Raw genomic sequence first — 22,070 nt, forward strand, 5'->3', positions numbered from 1 at the left:
GATCAGGCCTCCAGCGTTTTACGCTCGTCAGGCGTGAGTGCCACCAGGGAGTTCGGCGGTTGCGCCATGGCGAGGAAATTTTTGGATGTCCATTCGCCCAGGCGTGTGCTATCACATGGCCGCCTGACATCACCGACGCATGCCATGACATCCGAGCCACAGGCGAGCGACCTTCTTGCCGATCCCTTTCTCGAACGCCCCGCGTGCGCGCGAACCGCCGAGCACTGGATACTCGGGCGCTGTTTTCGCTTCACCAGTGCGAGCGAGGCGCTGCTGGCATCGGTAGAAGAGGCCTACGCGGGCCTGCCGCCGCACGTGCTGCCGGGTGACTCGCCGGTGCTTGAGGTCGAGCTTCGGCTGACACCATCCCATAGTGAATGGACGGGCGACGAGCCGCCCTGCATGCACATGCAATCGGGCGCCGGCCTGTTGTGCGGTGTGGTGGACGCGGCCAACTATGTGGTCATCTCACCAGAGACGATGCGCGCACTCGTCGTGGCATCCGGGGACATGCTGGCGTTTCCGTATCACCTGCGCTACGAACTCATCGAGTTCGCGGTGTTCACCCTGGCTGCGCGTGCGCAGGGCCTGATCCCCCTGCATGGCGCCTGCCTGGGTCTTGATGGGCGCGGGCTTCTGATCGTGGGCGCCAGTGGGGCCGGGAAATCGACGCTGGCATTGCAGGGCTTGCTGGAAGGCTTGGATCTACTCGCCGAGGATGCCGTGTTCGTGCATCCCGAAAGCCTGCGTGCGACGGGAGTCCCGAACTTTCTTCATGTGCGCAGGGATGGGCTGGCGTGGTTGGACGATGAACGGCATCGCCAGTGGATCGCCGGCTCGCCCACGATCCGGCGTCGCAGCGGGGTGGAGAAGTTCGAGATCGACCTGCGCAAGGGGCCCGCGCGACTGGCCGGACCGCTGGAGCTCGCGGGCATCGTGTTTGCGGCGCCGGCTAGTGCGGCGTCGAGTGTGGCGAAGCTTCATCCTGTTGACAGCCACGACGTGCCCGCGCGCCTCGCCGCGGAACAGGCTTATGCGGCCAGTCAGCCCGCATGGGCGGATTTTGCGCGGACATCGACGCGGTTGAGCGCTTTTGAACTGGTCAGGGGACAGCACCCGTCGGAGTCCATCCGGCTGCTCAGGCAGCTGCTGTAGTAGCTGTTTTCCATCGTTCCGGCTGGCAACCCTTTTTCTTCCCGCCTGCACTCACCGACAGGAGCAGCAGCGACGGGTGGGGTTTTGTGTAGTCATCAGGTGCCAACTGAACCGCGGCGGGCGCAGTCGCGCAGCAGCAAGGAAGCCTGACATGCCAGGCGCATGGCAGGGTCTGTTGCGCGAGCGGGCGAACGGCCTGCCGCGGTCCTTTTTTGCGACGCTGCGGCCCCTGGGCTTGTGGCGCATCGCAACGTATGTGGCGCTGTCGCTCGGCAGTGCATTGACCGGCGGCATCGCGGCCCTGCTGGTGGCGCCGATGATCCAGCCGGGTGCGGTGAGCGGGTTGGGTCATGCATGGCCGGCAGACACCGCCAGCATGGAGATGCGCGCGCTGCTCTTCGTGATCGCATCCGCGGTATTCGCACTGGTGCGCTGGCAGGCGGCGCGACTGGCCGCACGGCTCGCCAGCAGCTATGGCATGCAGCTTCGCGGACGCGTGCATGAAAGCCTGATCGAGGCGCCGCTTTCCTCCCTGGCGGATGCCACCTCGGCGGAGCTGGCGAACGTACTCACCCACAACGTCGAGCTCGTGACGCAGGGCTTCAATGCGCTGATGCAGCTGCTGGTCGCCGGCATCACCACCGCGGTCAGCCTGGCGTTTGCGCTGTGGGTGTCGCCGCCGCTCGTGCTGGCCGTGCCGGTGATCGTGGCGTGCTCCTTGATCGCCGCGCGTTTCAACAGCCGTGAGCATGCGGCGGTAAGCCGACGCTACGTGGCCGACATGACGCGGCTGTTCTGGATGAGCGAGGACTTTCCGCGCCGCTGGCGACACATCAAGTCGTTCGGGCAGGAGCAGGCCGAGAAGGCGCATCACGCCGCGGCATCCGGGCAACTGGCCGAGGGCTACCGCAGGCAGCTGGAGCTGATTGCATCGGGTCGACTGGTGATCGAAATGCTGGCCGCTGCTGGCATCGCCGCGATTTTCGTGGTGGCGCACCGGTGGCACGGCATCGACCAGGCATCGCTGATCGCGGTGTGCCTGCTGCTGGGGCGCCTGCTTCCGTATCTCGTCTCCACCCGGCAGAGCTTCCATCAGCTCGCCTCGGCGGTGCCGGCCTTCGCGTTGTGGTGCAGGTACGCGGGCACGCTGCCTTCCGTGCCCACGAGTACGATGGACGCGCAAGCCGGACAAGCCCTGCGGATCGAATCCTTGTCGATCGACTATCCCATGGCGCTTTGCGTGAAGAATCTATGGCTGCATCCCGGCGAGTTGCTGCTGATCCGTGGCGACTCCGGCATCGGCAAGACCAGCCTGGCGGACGTGCTCGCGGGCATGATCCGTCCCGCTGCCTTTACCGCATGGTTGGGCGCGAGCCGCATGGATTTCGATGCCTATCGCGCGTGGGTCCGCAACGGCGCCTACGTCAGCCAGAGCGTGAGGCCGTGGCAGCGCACGGTGCGCGATTGCCTGCGCTGGGCCGCGGCGGACGCCACCGACGAGGACATGCAGCAAGCCCTCGCAGATGTGGGCCTGGATCGGCGCCTCGCAACGCAGGGGCAGGGACTCGACGCCACGCTGGATAGTTCATCGGGGCGGCTGTCGGGTGGCGAAATCCAGCGGCTGCTATTGGCCCAGGTATTGTTGCGACGACCGGCGCTGGCCATTCTCGATGAGGCGACCAGCGCGCTCGACGCTGCCGCGGAGGCGCACGTGCTGGCCACGATCAGGCAGCGATTGCCGGATACGATCCTCATCGTTATCTCCCATCGCGCAGGTGTCGCGAGCCTGGCGAATCGCAGCCTGACCATCGGCGCGGATCTTGTCGTGACGATTCGGGAATCGATCGGGTCCGCAGGTCGCGCGGAAGTTGCGCGCGGGCGCTAGGCTTCGGCGAACGGCATGTCGCGCCGGCGCCGATACGTCTGGTAGTAGCCCGGCGTGTGGTGAAGCTGCTCGCCATGGGCAAGCGCCTCATCGGACAGGACGCGGCCCAGGAAGAAGATATGGGAGCCGATCTCCTGGCTGTGCAGCAGGGTGAGCTCGTGCACGCACAACGCGGAAGCCACCGCCGGAATGCTGAGTTCACGCGAAGGGCGAACGGCAAGCGGCAGGTCGCTCCAGCGTTGCAGCGGCATTTTGTGGTGTTCGCTGAGCTTGTAAGCCAGGGGCTTCATGGCGGCGGGAATGCAGGACAGGGCTACGCGACCCGTTTCACGCATGACCTGAGCGGAGACATTGGTGCTGCGCAGGGCCAGTGAATACAGTCCGCATCGCGACAGCGGCCCGATCAGGTCCATCGGAAACATGTTGCGGTGATGGGGCGTGTCCACCGAGACGAGCACGACCGGCCGCGGGCACAGGTACGCGATCATCAACTGCTGCACCGCATTCGGCGCCATCAAGGCATGCTGCGACGAAGGTTGCCGTTGCATGAGGCGGTTCTGCAGCCAGCGGTTCCAGGCATTTCGCGGCCAGCCCAGGCAATGGTGTTCGCCCGCCGTCACGCGATACAGCGTGGGCGATGCCTGTTCGCCGATGCTCAGCGGAACCATGCGCGCCAGCCGCAGGCTGCCGAGCCGCTTGCCTGTCACTGTGTCGCAATATTCGATGACCGGCCGCTGACCCGCATTCATGCTGGTCGCGATGACCAGCGGCTTGAGCGAGGCCACGGTGTGATCCATGGTGACGTCGTGCACGCCATCGTCTGCGTGCAGATAGGCCGCGACGGCGTGCTGCGGAGCGGCGACGGCCACCGTCGACCATTGCGGCAGCGGTCGTACCCACGGACGCAACGTATCCTTCCACATCTCAGCGGCGCCGGAACAGCAGGAACATGTAGAGCTGGGTGGCCATGCGAAGGCCGCCGGGCTCGATGCGTTCGAGGTGGAAATGGGGCGCCGCCGAACGCGCCACCACGCGCGGCGCGAAGCGATGGATGCGGCTCTCGCTGGCGATGGCGTAGTGGCCGCGGCGCAGCAGATGGAAGGCATTGGCCAGCCACCAGCCGTAGCGTGCATCGCCCAGGTAGTAGGGGTTGAGCATGCTCGCCAGTACAAAGCCGCCCTTGCGCACGATGGTCGACAGCTGCTCGAAGAGCTGGGCGTGATCCGCGAAATGATTGAGTACCGCGAAGTTCGCCGTGACCGCGGATACCTTGCACTCGCTGGCCGAGTCGATGCTTACGACGGTTCGACGATCCAGTTCCTCGCTGCAATACGCCAGCAGGTGCTCCCGCATGGCGGGGGAGGGTTCATAGACGTAGGTGCGATGGCCGTGCGCGGCGTAAGCCTTCGCGTCGATGCCCGTGCCGGCGCCGAAATCGAGCACGTCCGCTCCGTGCGGCAGCATGGCCATGGCCGTGCGCTGGAAGCGGTCGCGCACCTCCAGGTCCCGGCGGGAGGTCAGGAAGAATTGGTGGTACTGCGCTCCCGTATGCATGGCACTGCCTTTGATCATGGCCCGACGAAATCCGCAGCAAGAAGCGAGGAGCGGCTTCCCGCGCCAAGCTCAACGGACCCTGCGTGAGTGCCTGGTTGGCGGCGTCAGGTTGCGACCGTTGGTGCATTCGCCTCCATGCTCAATCGCCGGTGCCCACGACGCGATTGCGGCCAGCCTGTTTGGCGGCATAAAGAGCCTGGTCGGCCGCGACAACCACCTCGCGCCAGCTCTTTTCCCTGCGGGTGGATACGCAGTAGCCGATGCTGACCGTGCAATGCAGGGTCTCGCCGGACAGCAGCGTGATGGCTTCCTTTTCAATGGCCAGGCGCAGTCGTTCCGCCGCGTCCTTCGCCGCGGTGGCCTCGGCCTGATGAAGCAGCACCATGAACTCTTCGCCGCCCACCCGCGCAAGGATGTCCTTCTCGCGGATATGCCGCCGCAGCGTGTCCGCGATGGCGACAAGCACCTGGTCGCCGCCGTCATGTCCCCAGCGGTCGTTGATCGACTTGAACCGGTCCACGTCGATGATGAGCGTGGCGACGGAGCTGCCCCGCGGCGTCGAGGCGGCGATCCGCTGCTGTCCTTCCTCCCACATGACGCGGCGATTGGCGACGCCGGTCAGCGGATCCTGGCTGGCGTGGCGGATCAGTTCCGCGTCGAGCTTGCGAGTGAGCATCCATAGCAGGCTCGGGGTAATCACCCAGGTGAGCACGATGCGCGAGAGCAGGCCAAAGGTCGAGGTGGGGTCCCGTCCCGCAAATTCGACGGGCTGGGCGATCCACCACGACATGCGCACCAGCAGCATCGCCGCCCATAGAAAATGGAAGAGGGCGGCCAGGCGCGCGACCGGGCGCTGCGCCTCGTCCTTGCATTGCCAGAACGCCGCGCCGGTGGCGCCAGTGAGCAGCGCCGTCAACGCGCCGCCCAGGATCACCATGTGGCGGAGGTTTTCGCCTTCGACCAGCACCAGGAAGAGTTCGGCCAGCGCCATCGCGGCCACGGGAACCAGCACCCATAGCCGCCGCCGTGGCAGCTCCAGATAGGCGTTGACCGCAAGCAAGGCCCACACTGCGCCCAGGTCGATCAAGAGGTTGCCCACCAGGCCCAGACCCGGAAAGCCGACGTGAAAGGCCGGCAGGAAAAGTACGCCGAAGCCTGCCGCAAAGGCCGCGTAGCTCGTGCCCCACAGCATGACGCCAGGCTGGCGTTTGACCCGGGGATGGCCCATGTACAAGGCAAAGAAGAGCGCGGAGGCAAGGGACGCCAGCAACGCATTGACCAGCAGCAGGGTGCCTGCATGCAATAGGCCTGCGATCCACTCCATGGTTTCTCCGGGTGACGATGTTGCCAATACCGGCAATTTTGCTCGTCTTCGGCCGGTCGGGAGAAGCCCGATGGTTGGCGCGTGCCATCGGGGAGCGCGCGCTTATGGGCAAGAAATCAATGGGCGAATTCGGCAAGAAATCCGTCATGCGTGACAAGCCTTTCACGACGCAGATCAAATTTTTCTTCGCCCCATGGTTTTCCCGGCGATTTCCTCGCGATGCCGTGCGTGGGCTGGCCTATGCGGCTAATGGGTCACGGGTTGCGCGAGCTTCCTTGTCCTGCCCATCCCTTTGAAGCGCCTGTAAATGCAGCGCTGAAGCCATGCGCATTTCCAGTGCTTGCGGACGCGCGGTTTCCAACACAGTCGTGATCGGCTCGTGTCTTGCAGCCTCAGGAACGGTGCATTCATCTTGCCGATTTTGCGCACGATTTGCGGATGGACCGCGCACTCGCGACATCACCTCTCCTTGATGAGGCATTCACGAAACCGGTGAGAGAAGGCCTTGCGGCGATGGATGCGCCGGCATAGGGGTATGCAGATCTTTATAGGGGAAGTTCGCTCCAAGAGCGTTCCGTCAGCAGGTATCCCACATTCGAAGCAGTCGTTCCCAAGGAACGGCACGGCGTGCTTCTGCCCTCCCTTTTTGAGGGCATGTCATCGACGCCGTGCGTCCGTGTTCCTTCGGCATGGAGGCGCATATGCACACCCGTCGTTTCAAGCAGGCACATCCGTTTCGTCACCGTCCCATCGCCAAGGGCATCTGGGTCGCCCTGGCATCGCTCGCGGTATTTCCATGGACGGCCGGCATCGCCCAGGCCGCCTGCACGACGGCCGGCACCACCATCACCTGCGCGACCGGATCCAATACCAACAACCTGGCGGACAGCACGAATGCCGTCACGGTCAATGTGCAGTCGGGCGCCGTGCTCAGCGTGCCGCCCATCGTTGGTGGAACCTCGCTGACTCTTACCGGAAACGGCATCACGCTCAACAACCAGGGTTCCATCGATCCGGCGATCAATGGCGGCGTGGCCAGCATCGTCGCTTCCGGCGCGGCGCTCGGCAATGCGAACGCCAACACCATCAACGTGACGAACTACAGCGGCGCCACGCTGCGGGGCCTGTTCAATTTCGCCCAGCTGTTCAGCTATGGCGGCCAGGCCCTGGTGCTTCAGAACGGCGCGGGCGGCGTGGCCAATGTACAAAACAGCGGCAACATCGGCATGTCGGTGCTCGGCGGCATAGGCAACACCGCCGACGGCGCCTCGGTGCTGGCCTATGGCGGTGGCCAGGTCAACTTTATCAACAACAGCGGCGGCGTCGTGAGCGGCCGCATCGGCTTCACCACGCCGGGCGCTGCGGGCGTGGGCAATACCTTCGTCAATGCGGGCACTCTCAACGGCAGCCTTTATCTGGGCGACGCGACGAGCGGCAATGTCTTCACCGCCGTATCGGGTTCCAGCGTCAACGCCGCCGGCGGCACGTCGGCGGCCGGCACGATCAGCAACGGCACCACGATCAATGTCAAGCTGGCCGCGGCCGGTACGGTCAATGCGGGCACGGGCACCAACAACCGCCTGGTGCTGCAAAACGTGGTGTCGGGGCCGGGCTCCGGCACCGGTGGCGGCAGCACGAACCTCAGCGCCGCCACGTATCTCGGCTTCCAGCATCTGACGGTGAACAGCGGCACGTGGAACCTGCAAGGCGCGCTTGTGAGCGCGGATGCCACGCTCAACGATGGCCTGGTGAATTTCGACAATGCCGCGGCGTTCGGCAGCGGCCTGTTCAACATCAACGGCGGCGCCATCGCCGCCAGCGTCGGCGGTCTCTCGCTGTCCAACAGCATGGCGCTGAATACCGCGGCCGGCCTGACCTTGAGCGGCACCAATCCGTTTTCGCTCACCGGCGTACTGTCGGGAAGCGGTGGGCTGACAATCAACGACACTGCCGTCATTACGCTGGGGGGCGGCAATCTGTTCTCCGGCAACGTGGCGCTCAATGCCGGCGGCCTGGTGCTGGGCAATGCCGGCGCGCTGGGTTCGGGCAGCCTGGTGGTCGGTGGCTCGGCCTCGCTGGATACCACCGGTGCCTTTGGCCTTTCCAACAACATCACCATCAATGCCGGAACGCTCAATCTGCTGGGCAGCCAGGCCTTGAGCCTCAACGGCATCCTGTCGGGCGCGGGCAACCTGACCAAGAGCGGCGCGGGCAGCCTCACGCTCAATGGCAGCGATGCGCTGGCGGGAACGTTTTCGTTGGCGGGCGGCTCCCTGATGCTCGGTGCGGGAGGCCACCTGTCGCCGACGGGCGGACTCAACCTTTCCGCGGGCACCAGCGTGGACATCTCGCTGGCGGGCGCGCAATCCATCGGTGCGCTATCCGGCACGGGCGGCACGTTCAACCTTGGCGCCAGCGCATTGAGCTTTGGCGATGCGACGAACCAGAGCTTCGGTGGCCTGTTCACCGGCAGCGGCAGCCTGACCAAGCTGGGGGCCGGCGTGGAAACGCTGACGGGCGCCAGCAGTGGTTTCACCGGCGACATCAACCTCAATGTGGGTGGGTTCGTGCTCGGCAACGCCCAGGCGCTGGGCGGCGGCACACTGCAGGTCGGTGGCAGCGCCACGCTGGATGCAAGCACCGCGCTGACGCTCACCAATCCGCTCAACCTGAGCCTCGGCGGCGCGCTGGATGTGCTGGGCAGCAACGCGCTGACACTCGGCGGCACGATCAGCGGCGGCGGCAGCCTGTCCAAGCATGGCGCGGCGTTGCTTACGCTCAATGGCGCCAATGCCTTCAGTGGCGGCCTTGGCCTCGATGCCGGCGGATTGCTGCTCGGCAACGCACAGGCGCTCGGAACGGGGGCGCTTGGCATCGGTGGCGACGCCACGCTGGATGTCAGCACCTCGCTTGCGTTGAACAACGACATCAACTTCGGCACCAGCAACGCCACGCTGACCTTGCCCGGCAGTCAGGCGCTGACCTTGGGTGGCGCGCTGAGCGGCACCGGCAATCTGGTCAAGAATGGATTGAGCACGCTGAGCCTCGGCGGCACGGGCAACCTTGCCGGCAATCTGGCGATCAATACGGGCACCGTCGCCATGGTGGGGCAGGGCACGTTGTCCTCGGGGCTGGCGATCGGCCTCGGCGCGGGCGCCGCGTTCGATATTTCCGCTGCTGCCAATGCGCAGCTCATCGGCAAGCTCTATGGCGTGGGCGGCACGGTCAATCTCGGTGGCAAGGCGCTGAGTTTCGGTGACGCTTCCGATGCCAGTTTCGGCGGCGTGTTCAGCGGTAGCGGCGGCCTGACCAAGCTAGGGGGCGGCGTGGAAACGCTGACCGGTGTGAGCAGCGGCTTCACCGGCTCGTTCAATCTCGGTGCGGGCGGTCTGGTGCTGGGCAATGCCGGCGCGCTGGGCAGTGGCGATCTGAACGTCGGCGGCAATGTCACGCTGGATGGCAGCGTGGCGCTCAGCCTTGCCAACCATGTCGCGCTGGATGCGGGAGCGTCGCTGGATCTGCTGGGAAGCAACGCGCTCACGCTCGATGGTGCGATCAGTGGCACCGGCAGCTTGATCAAGGACGGTTCATCGCTGCTCACCCTCAATGGCACCAATACGTTTGGCGGTGGACTGGCAATCAACGCCGGCGGCCTGTTCCTTGGCAATGGTGGCGCGCTGGGCAGCGGTGGGTTGAGCGTCGGCGGTGCAGGCCCGGTCACGCTGGATGCTGGCGTCGACCTCACGCTTGGCAATGGCGTTGCACTCGGCACGGGCGCGTCGCTGGATCTGCTGGGTGGTCATGCACTGACACTCGACGGCGTGATCAGCGGCAATGGCGGCTTGATCAAGGATGGCGCGTCGCTGCTTACGCTCAACGGCGCCAACACGTTCGGTGGCGGGCTCACGCTAAACGGCGGCGGCCTGCTGCTCGGCAATGGCGGCGCGCTGGGCACGGGCGTGCTTGCGGTAGGTGGCGCCGGTGCAGTCACGCTCGATGGCGGCGTTGACCTCAACGTTGGTAACAACATCGCCCTTGGCGCGGGCGCTTCGCTGGATGTGCTGGGCGGCCATGCACTGACGCTCAACGGCGTGATCAGCGGCAATGGCGGGCTGATCAAGGATGGCGCATCGCTGCTCACGCTCAACGGCGCGAACACCTTCGGCGGCGGACTCGCCCTCAACGGAGGCGGACTGCTGCTCGGCGACAGTCTTGCCCTGGGCACGGGCGCGCTGAACGTGGGCGCCGCGGGGTCGGTCACACTGGACAGCAGCGCGGCGCTGAACCTGGCGAACAACATCAACCTGGGCGCGGGCGCCACGCTGAACTGGCTCGGCAGCAACGCGCTGGCCGTGAGCGGCGCGATTTCCGGTGCCGGCGGCCTGCTCAAGAACGGCGCGGGCACCCTGACCTTGAACGGCGCCAACAGCTTTGGCGGTGGTCTCGACATCGCTGGCGGCACCGTGGCGCTGGGCGCCGGTGGCAGCCTCGCGGCCACCGGTGCAGTCAACCTGAGTGGAGCTGGCGCGGCGCTGGATCTGTCGGGGACCAGTGGCGGCCTGACCATCGGTGATCTGCAGGGCATGGCAGGTACGAGCCTGTTGCTCGGCGCGCAAACGCTGACCTTCGGCGGCAGCAATGCGTTGAGCTTTGGCGGTTCCATCACTGGAAGTGGCGGCCTGATCAAGCAGGGCACGGGAACGGAAACGCTGACCGGCGCCAGCACGTTCACCGGCGGCATCGCGATCAACTCCGGCACGCTGGCGATGGGCGCGGGTGGCAGCCTTTCCGGTTCCAACACGATCAACCTTGCGGGCGCGGGAGCGGCCTTCGACATATCGGCGGCCGGTGACCAAGGCATCGGTGCGCTCAATGGCGTGTCCGGCAGCAGCGTCAACCTTGGCGGCGGCACGCTGACGCTGGGCGGCATCGGCAATGCCAGCTTCGATGGCGCCATCGCCGGCACCGGTGGATTGATCAAGAATGGCAGCGGCGTGCAGACGCTCAACGGCGCCAGCACGTTCAGCGGCGGCTTGGCGCTCAATGCCGGTGGGCTGATCGTCGGCAATAACGCCGCGCTCGGAACGGGCAACCTGACGGTGGGTGCCGGCAGCGCGGTGACGCTGGCCGCCGGCGGCGCGGTGAATCTCACCAACAACATAGGCCTGGGCGCGGGCTCCGGCCTCACTGTGCAAGGCAACAACGCATTGACGCTGGGCGGCGTGATCTCCGGCAACGGCAGCCTCACCTTGAATGGCGCATCCACGCTGACGCTGACGGGTGCGAACACCTATGCCGGCGGCACCAACATCCTTGCCGGCACGCTGGTGCTCGGCACGGGCGGCAGCCTGTTGTCCACCGGCAATGTCACGCTGGGCGGCACGGGCACGTTCGATCTTTCCAGTGCAGGCAACCAGACCGTCGGCGCGCTCAACGGCGCATCCGGCACGGTGAATCTCGGCGGCAATACGCTCAGCCTGAACGGCATCGGCAGCGCGAGTTTCGATGGCGTGATCAACGGCAGCGGCGGGCTGGCGATCAACGGTGGCGTGCAGGCGCTTGGTGGCGCCAATGCCTTCAGCGGCGGCGTGTCGCTGGGCGCCAATGCGGGCGTAATCGTCGGCGACAACGCGGCGCTGGGCACGGGCAAGCTCACCGTCAATGGCGCCGCCACGCTCGATGCCAATCGCACGCTTACGCTCGACAACAACGTGACGCTCAACGACGGGCTGACGTTCCTGGGAAGCAACGCGCTCACCTTGAATGGCAACCTCTCGGGTGCGGGCAGCCTGACCAAGAACGGCGCAGCCACGCTGACCTTGAACGGCACGAATACCTATGCCGGCGGCACCTTCATCAACAGCGGAACCCTCGCCCTGGGTGCCGGCGCGAGCCTGGCGGCGAGCGGCACGGTGACGCTCGCCACGGGCGCCACGTTCGATCTCTCTGCCGGCAACGGCACGCAGACGTTCGGCACGCTGGTCGGTGGCGGCACCGTCAACATGGGCAACAATGACCTGGTGCTCGGCGGCGCCACCAATGGCGTGTTCAGCGGCTCGATCACCGGCACGGGCAGCCTGACCAAGGTCGGTGCCGGCACGGAGACGCTGACCGGCACCAATGGCTTCACCGGCGGCACCTTCATCAATGCGGGAACGCTGGCCATCGGCGCGGGCGGCAACCTTGCCGCCACGGGCAGCGTGAACCTCGCGGCCGGTACAGGCTTCGACATCAGTGCCGGCGGCGCGCAGACCATTGGCGCACTCAACGGCGTGGCCGGCAGCACCGTGACGCTGGGCGGCAACACGCTGACGCTGGCAGGTGCAGGCAATGCCAGCTATGGCGGCGCCATCACCGGCACCGGCGCGCTGGCGATCAACGGTGGCGTGCAGACGCTTGGCGGGGCCAGTACGTTCAGCGGCGGCGTCACGCTTGGAAACAATGCGGGACTGGTGGTTGGCGACAACGCGGCGCTCGGCACCGGCGCGCTCACAGTCAACGGGGCTTCCACGCTCGATGCCCAGGCGCCGGTGTCGCTGGCCAACAACGTCACGCTTGCCGGCAATGCCGGCCTCAACGTACTGGGCAGCAACGCGCTCACGCTTGGCGGCGCGATTTCCGGTACCGGCAGCCTCACCAAGAACGGCGCGGCGACACTCACGCTGTCCGGCGCCAACACCTACACCGGCGGCACCACCATCAATGCGGGCACGTTGGCCATCGGCGCGGGTGGCAGCCTGGCGCCTATGGGCGCGCTTACGCTGACGGGCACGGCAACCTTCGACATGAGCGCGGGTGGCGCGCAGGCGGTTGGTTCGCTGGCGGGCGCGTCCGGCAGCGTGGTGCTCGGCAACAACACGCTGACGCTGGGCGGCGCGGGCAACACCAGCTTCGGCGGCACCATCGGCGGCAACGGGGGCCTGGTGAAGATCGGCAGCGGCGTGCAGACGCTGGATGGCGCCAACACCTTCGCCGGCGGCGTGAGCCTGGATGCCGGCGGCCTCGTGCTCGGCAACAGTGCCGCGTTGGGCACGGGCATGTTGACGGTGGGCGGCAACGCGACGCTGGATACCAGCAGCGCGATGACCGTGGCCAACAATGTGAGCCTCGCCAGCGGCGCGGGCCTGCACGTATCGGGCAGCAACCCGCTGGTGTTGAGTGGCGCGATCACCGGCGCAGGCAGCCTCAACAAGGATGGCGCGGCGACACTGACCCTGAGCGCCGCCAACGGTTTCACCGGCGGCACCACCATCAACGCAGGCACCTTGGCGATTGGCACGGGTGGCAGCCTTGCGTCCACGGGCGCGGTGAATCTGGCGGCAAGCGGCGCGGCGCTCGACATCAGCGCCGGCGGTGCGCAGTCCATCGGCGCACTCAACGGCGTGGCTGGCAGCGCCATCGCGCTGGGCAGCAATACATTGACGTTGAGCGCGGGTGCGAGCCCGGCGTCGTTCGGTGGCGTCATCACCGGCACGGGCGGCCTGGCGATCCAGAGCGGCGTGCAGACGCTGGGTGGCGCCAACGGTTTCAGCGGTGGCGTGACGCTTGCTGATCACACTGGCGTGATCGTGGGCAACAACACGGCGCTCGGCACCGGAACGCTTTCGGTCAACGGCACGGCCACGCTCGACGCCAACAGTCCGGTGACACTCGGCAACAACGTGGCGCTGGCGGCGGGCGCGGGTCTGAGCGTGCCGGGCAGCAACCCGCTCACGCTCGGCGGCGTGATTTCCGGCAACGGCAGCCTGACCTTGAACGGCGGTTCCACGCTGACGCTGACCGGCGCCAACACCTTCACGGGCGGCACCACGATCAATGCGGGCACGCTGGCGATCGGTGCGGGTGGAAGCCTGGCGCCGTCGGGCGCGGTAAGTCTCGCCGCCAGTGGCGCGGGCCTCGACATCAGCGGAGGAGGCAGCCAGACCATCGGCGCGCTCAGCGGCGCGGCCGGCAGCACCATCGCCCTGGGCGGCAACACGTTGACCTTCGGTGGCGCCACCGACCAGACATTTGCCGGCGCGATCAGCGGCACAGGCGGCCTGGTGAAGAGCGGCACCGGCGTGCAGACACTCGCCGTCGCCAGCAGCTTCAGCGGAGGCATCACGACGCAGGGCGGCGGACTGCTGCTGGGCAACAGCGCCGCGCTCGGCACAGGTGCGCTGACCGTGGCAGGCGCCACCACGCTGGCGGCGAGCGCACCGGTCAGCCTGTCCAACGGCGTCACGCTGAATGCGCCGCTGACGTATGGCGGTACGCAGGCCGTCACGCTGAGCGGCACGGTCTCCGGCACAGGCAGCCTGGTCGTCAATGGGCCCAGCCTCACGCTGTCTGGTGCGAATAGCTTCAGCGGCGGCACGGCACTTAACAGCGGCAACCTGACCGTCAGCGGCACCAGCGCCTTGGGCACCGGCACATTGAATGCCAACGGCGGCAGCCTGCAGGCGGGCAGCAGCGCGACATTGGGCAACAACGTGGTGATCGGCAGCAGCGGCCTGCAGGTGCTTGGCGCGCAGAGCCTGGTGCTGTCCGGCGCGCTTTCGGGTGCAGGGTTGCTCGACAAGCAAGGCAGCGGCACGACCACGCTCAACGGTTCGCTCGCCAGTTTCACGGGCGGTCTGGCCATCGATGGCGGCGTGTTGAATGCGGCGATGCCGTATGCCGGCAACATCACCGTGGCGCAAGGCTCGATCGCCAACCTCAATGGCAGCGGCAGCGCGGCGACGGTCAATGGGCCGTTGGCCGGCACGCTGAACCTGGCCAGCGACAGCAGCGTCGGCATCGACTACGCGCATCTGGCCGATGTCACCGGTACCGTTCACGGGCAGGGCGGCGGCACGACACTCAACGTCACCGGCACCGGCGAAGCCACGCTGCCGGCGTCCTCCTTCACCAACATCGCGAAGCTTGGCGTGGATGGCGGCACGCTGATCATTGGCGGCGGCAACACCGCAAGCTTCACGGATGGCAGCAGCGTGGGCGGCAACCTGGTCGTGAACGGCCAGTTGATGGGTCCGGCAATGATCCGTGCTGGTGGTGCGCTGATCGGTGCGGGCAGTGTCTCCGGCCCCGTCACGGTCGACGGCACGCTGGCTCCGGGCGGCGTGAGCGGCGCCGCGGGCGCGGCCGCCGGCACGCCGGGCGCCACCCTGACCGTGGGCAGCCTGGTGACCGGCGCTGGTTCGACCACGCAAATCCACACCACCGGCAATGGCGCGAGCGATCACGTCGTCGTCAACGGAAGCGCGACGCTGGGCGGCCAACTGGTTGCGTTGCCTGCCGCCGGCTCGTACGCGCCAAGCACCACCTACACGATCCTCAATGCAAGCGGCGGCGTGAGCGGCAGCTACGCGGGCGTGACCCAGAACGTCCTGCCGTTCCTCACGGCCAGCGTGAGCACGCAGGGCGACAACGTATTGCTGACGCTGGTGCAGCCAGGCAGCGTCGGCGGTGGCGACCCAGGCAACGGCGGCCAGGGCGGTGGCATGGCCTTCAACCAGTTCGCGGGGTTGAACAACAACCAGCGCAGCATGGCCAGCGCGCTGCAGAGCATCGCGACGCAGACGCCCTCCGCGTTGCCGGCCTTGCTGGGCGCTGCGCGAGGGTTGACGGCGGCGCAGGCGATTCCTGCCTTCGACAGCCTCACCGGCGAAACCTATGCGTCATCGACGCAGTACGCATTGAACGGGCAGGAGCAGTTCCTCAACACGATACTGCATCGCCTGCAGCTGGCGCGGGACACGGGCGAGCAGGGCACGGCGGCATGGGCCGAGCCGTACGCGTACAACTCAGGGTATGACGCGACCCGCGGCACCGCGCAGACCGATTACCGCATTTACGGGTTGATCGTCGGGGCGGACACCACGGTGGCGCCCGATCTTCGCCTGGGCGTGCATGCGGGCTTTGCAAATTCGCGCACCTCGGTGGACGCGCGTAACGACAAGGTCGACGTCGACCAGTACGCCGTGGGCGTGCATGGCCTGTACGCACCCGCGCAACAGTGGTGGATCGAAGGCGCGGCCTCGTATGGCTGGCAGCGCGCCAGTGGCGATCGGCTGATCCAGGTCGGGCCGCTGTTCGATTCGCGCGCGACCTCGCGCTACGACGGTACGGCGCTCAACGCGGGCGTGGAGGGCGGCTACCGCTTCAACGGCGGGCAGTGGCACATGGAGCCTTTCATCGGCGCCTACTACACCAAGGTGTCCTACGACGGCTTCACCGAGCACGGTGCCGGCAATGCGGATCTGGATGTGGCTCGCAGCCACGCCAGTAGCATGCAATACGGCGTGGGCGCACGACTGGTCGGCGACTTCGGCCAGCAACCCAATGGCACGCAGTGGCATCCGTTCGCGCTGGTGCGCTACCTGCACAGCACCAACGACAACGGCGTGACCACGACCGCAGCCTTCGCGGGCGTTCCCGATGCCGGCTTCAACGTGAGCAGCATGCCCGGCACGCGCAATCACTGGCAGGCGGGCGCTGGCCTGAGCTACGACATCACGCCCCAGGCGAGTCTCTACGGTTATTACTCCGCCGACATCGCGCCCCACAGCACCAGCCAGGCAGTGAACCTGGGATTCCGCTGGAGCTTTGGCTTGCCAGCTTCGGCCGTGGCCATGCAGCTGAGCCACCGCGTGAATACCTTGCCCGCCATGCCGATCGCTCCGGTGGTGCTGGACCCGTCCATGCCCGGGCATGGTGATTCGCATAACGCAGGGATGGCAGGTGCCGCAGGAATGGGAGCGGCCGCCGCGGCCGGGGCAGGCGCTGCGCCGGGCAGCGAGCCGTTCTCCCAATGCAAAGGCCACCCGGCGCCTTCCGCATCGAAAGCCACGACGGTGGCCTCGGTCCATCCGCATCACGCGCGAACCCATCAAGGAGCAGGGAAGGCGGCGACGGCGGCGGTGAAGCCAAAGCCGCGTTCCATCGCCATCAAGAAGATTCCCGTGGGAGAACTTTGCGATCTCTGAGACTGGCTTTGGAAGGGCATCCGGGAATCCCCTCGAACACCGGATGCTCTTCGTTTTTTTGCCAGGCGCAAGGCGGCCTGTAAGGGCAAAGGCTGGATCGTCTCGGGCGCTCGCGCAGTGAACGCCTAGACGGAGTCGCCCACACCCTCGACAGCGTCGGCTGCGATAGCCCGCGAGGCATGGCGATACGCTTTGGGCGACTGGCCAGTCATGCGCTTGAAGGCATGGCTGAACGCGCTCTCGGATGCATATCCGAGCGATTGCGCGATAACTGCCACTGGCGTGCTTCTTTCCCGCAACGTCCGTTCGGCAAGACGCATTCGCCGCTCGGCCAGATACGTCAGCGGTGCGACACCCGCACTTTTCTTGAAATGGACGGCGAAGGTCGTGCGAGACATGGCGCAGGCCTCGGCCAACTCGTCGAGACGCCAGGAGCGCACAGGGTCGCCGTGCATCAACCGGAGCGCAGGAGCAATGCGCGGATCGCTCAATGCCCGCAGCCATCCCGACACGGGGCCCACTGTTTTCAGATGAGCGCGCAGAATCTGCACGAAAAGAAGTTGCGCCAGTTGCGCCGAGACAAGCTGCGCGCCAGGCAGACCCGCCGCCCGTTCTTCCACGAGCTGATCCAGCAGCCAGCGGAAGGTCGTTGCCTGGGGCGATGCAGCCGGGACGTGAATCCACGGCGGCAGCACGTCCAACAGCAGTCGACCGCCGGCAGGATCCAGCAAGACATGTCCACCGACGTGCGCGAAATCACGGCCGTCGCCCAGCACGGCCGACGACGTTCCCGCACGGGAAAACACGCTCATCGCATCGACGGGCGCCACAGCAGGATCGCTGGCCAGAACGAACGAGCGTTTCGCAGTCAGCAGGCCGACGTCCCCGGTTTCAAAACGGATCGGCTGCGCCTCGCCGTCGATGCAGACCCAGCAGGCGCCTTTCACGACGGCGAAGAACTTGATCTTGTCCGGGGCAGGAAAACGGATGGCCCATGCACCGCCGGCGGTGAAGCCACCGGTCATCAGCGATTTGGCGTTCGTGATTCTGAGGATGTCGGAGAAGGGGTCGGCGCTCATGTTCGTACTATCGCGCAAGCAAGCCGCACTATGAAGCATTACAAATCCGATAGCCCGACTTTAGCCTTCGCCATCTTCGTCCGCGCCATTGAAGCAATGGCCACGGATACCCACTCGGCGATGCCCTTATGGAAGGCTACATGAACGACAAAGACGCACTCGTGCTCGTCACCGGCGGCACCGGATTCATCGCGCAGCACTGCATTTTGGCATTGCTGGCGCGTGGCTATCGTGTACGAACCACCGTTCGTTCACTGGCGAGAGAAGCGGAAGTGCGCGAGCACCTCAAGGCGGGTGGCGCCGAACCGGGCGATCGCCTGTCATTCGTCGCAGCGGACCTGGGCGCCGACGACGGCTGGGCAGAGGCCGCGGCCGGTTGCACGTACGTCATGCACGGCGCTTCGCCAACACCCACCGGACATCAAACAAGCGAAGACGATTGGATCAGGCCCGCAGTCGACGGGAACCTGCGCGTGCTTCGCGCCGCGCGTGACGCAGGGGTCCGGCGCGTGGTGCTGACCTCGGCCTTCGGAGCGATCTGCGCTGGACATGGGCCAATGACGCGTCCCTTCAATGAAACCGATTGGAGCGACCTGACTAATAAAAATGTCTGGCCGTATCAGAAGTCCAAGACCTTGTCGGAGCGGGCGGCCTGGGACTTCGTTGGCCGCGAGGGAGCAGGGCTGGAGTTGAGCGCGATCAACCCGGTTGCGGTGTTGGGCCCTGTGCTCGGCGCTGACTATTCCCATTCCATCCGATTGATCAAGAGCCTCATGGATGGTCAGCCCGGGAACCCCAGGATCAATTGCGGCTTTGTCGACGTGCGGGATGTGGCTGACCTGCACCTGCGCGCCATGACGCACGAAGCAGCCAAGGGCGAACGCTTCCTGGCCATTGCCGGTGAGAGCATGTGGCTGGCCGATGTTGCCAGGGTCTTGAAAGAACGCATGGGGCCGGTCGCGCGTCGGGTATCGACACGAACGCTGCCCAACTGGCTGGTGCGCCTGGGTGCGTTCAAGGATCCGGCATTGAAAGGATCCGTGCCGTTGCTGGGTTTGAACCTCAACGCCACCAGTGAAAAAGCCATCCGGCTACTGTGCTGGGCGCCGCGTCCGCGCGAGGAAGCCATCGTTGCCACGGCCGAGAGCCTTGTTCGATTCGGGTTGCTGCGCGGTGCTTAAGGTTGGCGATGTCCACTCATTGTCCGCGGTTATTGAACAGCCGTGGTGCCGCGTTGAAATCACGCGGCTAGCGAAATCAGGCAAATTTTCAGGCCAGCCGTGCCGCTCACGGCCACTCGCCGCTCATTAAGTATGACGATTGGCGAAGTTTGAGTGAGCCGTCAGTAGGTAGGTGAGGCATGGCATGGCACCGGCTGCGCCCGGCACAGTGCCTTCAGGTCAGCCGGGGAAAGCTCGATCTCCACGCGCGGCACACCGGCGCCCGTCAGCACCGTGGCGTGCGCAAGCAGCGTTTCGTCGATGAATACCGGGATGTCCGGTACGGCGATCGGCGTTACTGAAGTGGGCGGATAGCCCACCCGATCCTGCAGGTCGGACAGCGGGGCCATCTCCAGTCGCCGGGTGGCGAGCCCGGCCGCGAGTCTGGAGAGATCCACTCGCTTGTCCATGCCGCAGACCACCAGGAAGTGGCGTTCCTCGTCGCGGCTCTTCAGGAACAGGGTCTTGGTGATGCGGGAGAGGTCATAGCCCAACGCATCGGCGAAGTCTTTCGGCGAGCGAATGGGGCGCTCGAAGTCGTCGTGACGATGCACCTTGTACGGCGTGCCGGCGGCACCCAGCGCGTCGATGATGCGCGGTGCGGCGTGGGGCAGGTCTTGCGATGGAGTGGTCATGCCATACCGCTGAGCGGCCTCCTCATAGTGCGAGCGAAAACGTTCGGGTACCGCGTTGCCGTAGATCTTCACATACTCGCTGAACAGATGCGGGCTGTCCTTGAGGAACAGGATGTCGGTCGGCACCATGTGCCGGATCACCAGCATCGGCACCGGACTGTATAGCGGACGAAACTCCGGATTCCATAATCCCCGTTTATCTGGTGGCCCGGCATGGAACTCGCCGACCATCAGGCCGTTGGGCACGAAATGCCGTTGCAGGTCGGCCTGCGCGGCCTCGATCAGCTCCGCGACATCGCGTTCGGCGATTCCAGGAAAAAGCACCATGAGCGATTTGAACTGGGCCTCATTGCCTGACACGGGCTCGAGCTCGATGAAGCGCTCCATCTCTCGCAGCAGGATGGCCTTGATCGCATCGATGTCAAGGTCGCCCTCTTCGTAGACGGTCGCGAACATGAGCTTCTTCATCAGCGCCCCGGGCACGAACGGACACATGGGCCCATTGCGGCCGAGCTGCGGATGTGGCGCGCACAGATAGTCCCGCGCCCAGTGGGCGATGGCTTCGGCGGCGGGATGCCCGGCGGATGCGGCAGCGTGCACGGACAGCAGGGGCGGCGTACCGCGATCGAGCGTCCTTTCGGTCAAAATCTGAGCCATGGTCAATCCTTGCCGATGGTGTGATGGATGCGTCTGAGGTGGGACCGCTGAACGTCAGGCGGTGGCGGCAACCCGCGGATCTGTATACGTACGTGCTTGCTCGCGCGCGAAGGACTGGTAGCGCTGGTGCGCGAGCTCGGTGACGGGGCCGCGCGCGAAGTGGCGTTCGTCGATGCGGTGTACGGGTAGAACCTTTCCGTAGTTGCCGGTGCTGAACACCTCGTCCGCATCCAGCACATCCGGCAGCGCGATGCGCCGCTCCACCACGCCAATGCCTGCTTCGTTCAACAGGCCAATGACCCGTGCACGGGTGATGCCCGCAAGAAAGCTGCCATCGGGCACGGGGGTGTGGACGACGCCGTCCTTGACGATCATCAGGTTGCTGGTGGAGAACTCCACCACGTCACCGTCTGCGTTGCACATCAGGGCGTTGTCGAAACCCCGTTGCTGCGCGTAACGCAATGCATGCTGGGTCATGGGGTACAGGCAACTGGCCTTCGCCAGGGTGGGCGCCATGTCGGGGCGCGGTCGGCGGAACGGCGAGGAGCATGCGCTGAATCCCGCGCGCGATGGCATGGGCGCGCGATGGATGACGATGGCGCATTCGGTGCTGTCGGGTTCGGGAATGATGAAGCCGCGTCGCGCGAAAAACATGGGACGAATGTAGAGCTCCGCGCCCGGCTCGAAACGCGAAACGCCATCGCGACAGAGCGCCGCCAGCGTAGCCGCATCCAGCGAGGGCTTCATGAGCATGTGCGTGGCCGAGCGAAGCAGGCGTTCGCAATGCAGGTCCAGGTCCGGGATGACGTTGTCGTAGGCCCGGGCGCCATCGAAGACGCTGTTGCCCATCCAGAAACTGTTGTCGCTCAGGCCAAGCAAGGGCCGGTGTTCGATGGTCCAGCCATCTCCATGCCAATACAGGGCATCCATGGGTGCCTCCAGAATGTCAGTCGACCGCGAACCGTTCGCGACTGCCGCCTTCGCTCTTAGATCGCCGCGCGGAAGAAGTAGGTGGTGCGTTTCCTGATGACCCCGTTCTCCAGCTCATAGGCGTCCGCGAAGCGCTCGGCGAGCACCTCGCCAGTCTTGGAGCGACCCTGGAAGCGCCCCCAGCAGATGGCGCTGCCGCCTTCGCGCAGGCCGCCATCGAGCGAATGCTTGCCCTCGGCCACGATGCGAGTGGAGCTGTAGAAAGCGAGCAGGGCGTCGATGCCGTCAATGGGCGGATAGCCCGGGCGTTCGTACACCACGTCGGCGTGGAAGAACTGCGGAAGGTCGCTCCATGTGGCGGTGTCGATCACATGGAACAGGTCTTCGAACCAGCTGACCGGCGGTTGCGCGCTCATGCGTTCGCCTCCGCGTGGCGGCGCACGCTGAGCGGGCGCATGTCGGTCCATTCGCGCTCGATATGCGCGAGGCAGTCGGCGCGCGCGCCCTGGAAGCCTTCGGCACGCCATCCCAGGGGTATGTCGCGCCCGGCGGGCCAGATGGAATACTGCAGCTCGTCATTGAGGACGACGATGAATTGATCTTCGCCAGTTTGCATGGGGTGTCTCCCTTGATATCCGTTCATCGGAAGGTGGTAGACGCGTCG

13 protein-coding genes are annotated in these 22,070 nt (G+C 65.9%); 5 read left to right on the forward strand and 8 right to left on the reverse strand.

Features of this window, described 5'->3' with window-relative positions:
* Positions 1–144: 144 nt before the first annotated feature.
* Both BDW41_RS16750 and BDW41_RS16755 read left to right on the forward strand, forming a co-directional pair.
* Positions 145–1,155, forward strand: a complete 1,011-nt coding sequence (locus tag BDW41_RS16750) for a serine kinase (protein ID WP_074549123.1) — start codon at positions 145–147, stop codon at positions 1,153–1,155.
* A gap of 151 nt (positions 1,156–1,306) precedes the next feature.
* Complete coding sequence (locus tag BDW41_RS16755; protein WP_083337665.1) at positions 1,307–3,040, forward strand: ABC transporter ATP-binding protein; 1,734 nt, start codon at positions 1,307–1,309, stop codon at positions 3,038–3,040.
* Here BDW41_RS16755 and BDW41_RS16760 read toward each other — a convergent pair.
* The 3 genes from BDW41_RS16760 to BDW41_RS16770 form a co-directional block, all read right to left on the reverse strand.
* The gene (locus BDW41_RS16760; protein ID WP_074549121.1) at positions 3,037–3,963 is read right to left on the reverse strand and encodes a flavin reductase; all 927 of its coding nucleotides are present in this window, start codon (positions 3,961–3,963) and stop codon (positions 3,037–3,039) included. The two genes, BDW41_RS16755 and BDW41_RS16760, sit on opposite strands and share 4 nt — an antisense overlap.
* Before the next feature lies 1 nt (position 3,964).
* Entirely contained in the window at positions 3,965–4,612 is a 648-nt protein-coding gene (locus BDW41_RS16765; protein ID WP_233496908.1) for a methyltransferase domain-containing protein, read from the reverse strand.
* A gap of 121 nt (positions 4,613–4,733) precedes the next feature.
* Positions 4,734–5,918 carry a GGDEF domain-containing protein gene (locus tag BDW41_RS16770; protein WP_074549119.1) on the reverse strand — a complete coding sequence of 395 codons (1,185 nt, stop codon included), beginning with the start codon at positions 5,916–5,918 and terminating at the stop codon, positions 4,734–4,736.
* A gap of 104 nt (positions 5,919–6,022) precedes the next feature.
* Between BDW41_RS16770 and BDW41_RS23065 the strand changes: the two genes are divergently transcribed.
* Positions 6,023–6,214: a hypothetical protein gene (locus BDW41_RS23065; RefSeq protein ID WP_146217371.1), complete on the forward strand. Its 192-nt coding sequence runs from the start codon at positions 6,023–6,025 to the stop codon at positions 6,212–6,214.
* 405 nt (positions 6,215–6,619) lie between these two features.
* Positions 6,620–16,885, forward strand: a complete 10,266-nt coding sequence (locus BDW41_RS23400) for an autotransporter-associated beta strand repeat-containing protein (RefSeq protein ID WP_158537007.1) — start codon at positions 6,620–6,622, stop codon at positions 16,883–16,885.
* A 125-nt stretch (positions 16,886–17,010) separates the two neighbouring features.
* On the opposite strand, the gene BDW41_RS16780 is transcribed toward BDW41_RS23400, so the two are convergent.
* Positions 17,011–17,964 (reverse strand): AraC family transcriptional regulator, encoded by a 954-nt coding sequence (locus BDW41_RS16780; RefSeq protein ID WP_199535361.1) that lies wholly within the window; start codon positions 17,962–17,964, stop codon positions 17,011–17,013.
* Between the two features lie 140 nt (positions 17,965–18,104).
* On the opposite strand from BDW41_RS16780, the gene BDW41_RS16785 reads away from it, so the two are divergent.
* Entirely contained in the window at positions 18,105–19,145 is a 1,041-nt protein-coding gene (locus tag BDW41_RS16785; RefSeq protein WP_074549115.1) for an aldehyde reductase, read from the forward strand.
* A 161-nt stretch (positions 19,146–19,306) separates the two neighbouring features.
* Here BDW41_RS16785 and BDW41_RS16790 read toward each other — a convergent pair whose 3' ends face one another.
* Genes BDW41_RS16790 through BDW41_RS16805 form a run of 4 tightly spaced genes read right to left on the reverse strand, consistent with a single transcriptional unit; the run spans position 19,307 to position 22,022 of the window.
* Complete coding sequence (locus BDW41_RS16790; protein ID WP_074549113.1) at positions 19,307–20,476, reverse strand: YbaK/EbsC family protein; 1,170 nt, start codon at positions 20,474–20,476, stop codon at positions 19,307–19,309.
* A 54-nt stretch (positions 20,477–20,530) separates the two neighbouring features.
* Entirely contained in the window at positions 20,531–21,406 is an 876-nt protein-coding gene (locus BDW41_RS16795) for a branched-chain amino acid aminotransferase (RefSeq protein ID WP_074549112.1), read from the reverse strand.
* 56 nt (positions 21,407–21,462) lie between these two features.
* A complete protein-coding gene (locus BDW41_RS16800; RefSeq protein ID WP_074549110.1) occupies positions 21,463–21,822 on the reverse strand; it encodes a nuclear transport factor 2 family protein in 360 nt (119 codons plus the stop codon).
* Positions 21,819–22,022 (reverse strand): MbtH family NRPS accessory protein, encoded by a 204-nt coding sequence (locus BDW41_RS16805; RefSeq protein ID WP_074549108.1) that lies wholly within the window; start codon positions 22,020–22,022, stop codon positions 21,819–21,821. The genes BDW41_RS16800 and BDW41_RS16805 overlap by 4 nt, the downstream gene beginning before the upstream one ends.
* Positions 22,023–22,070 lie beyond the last annotated feature (48 nt).

The organism is Dyella sp. AtDHG13 (assembly GCF_003201105.1).
GTDB lineage: Bacteria > Pseudomonadota > Gammaproteobacteria > Xanthomonadales > Rhodanobacteraceae > Dyella > Dyella jiangningensis_B.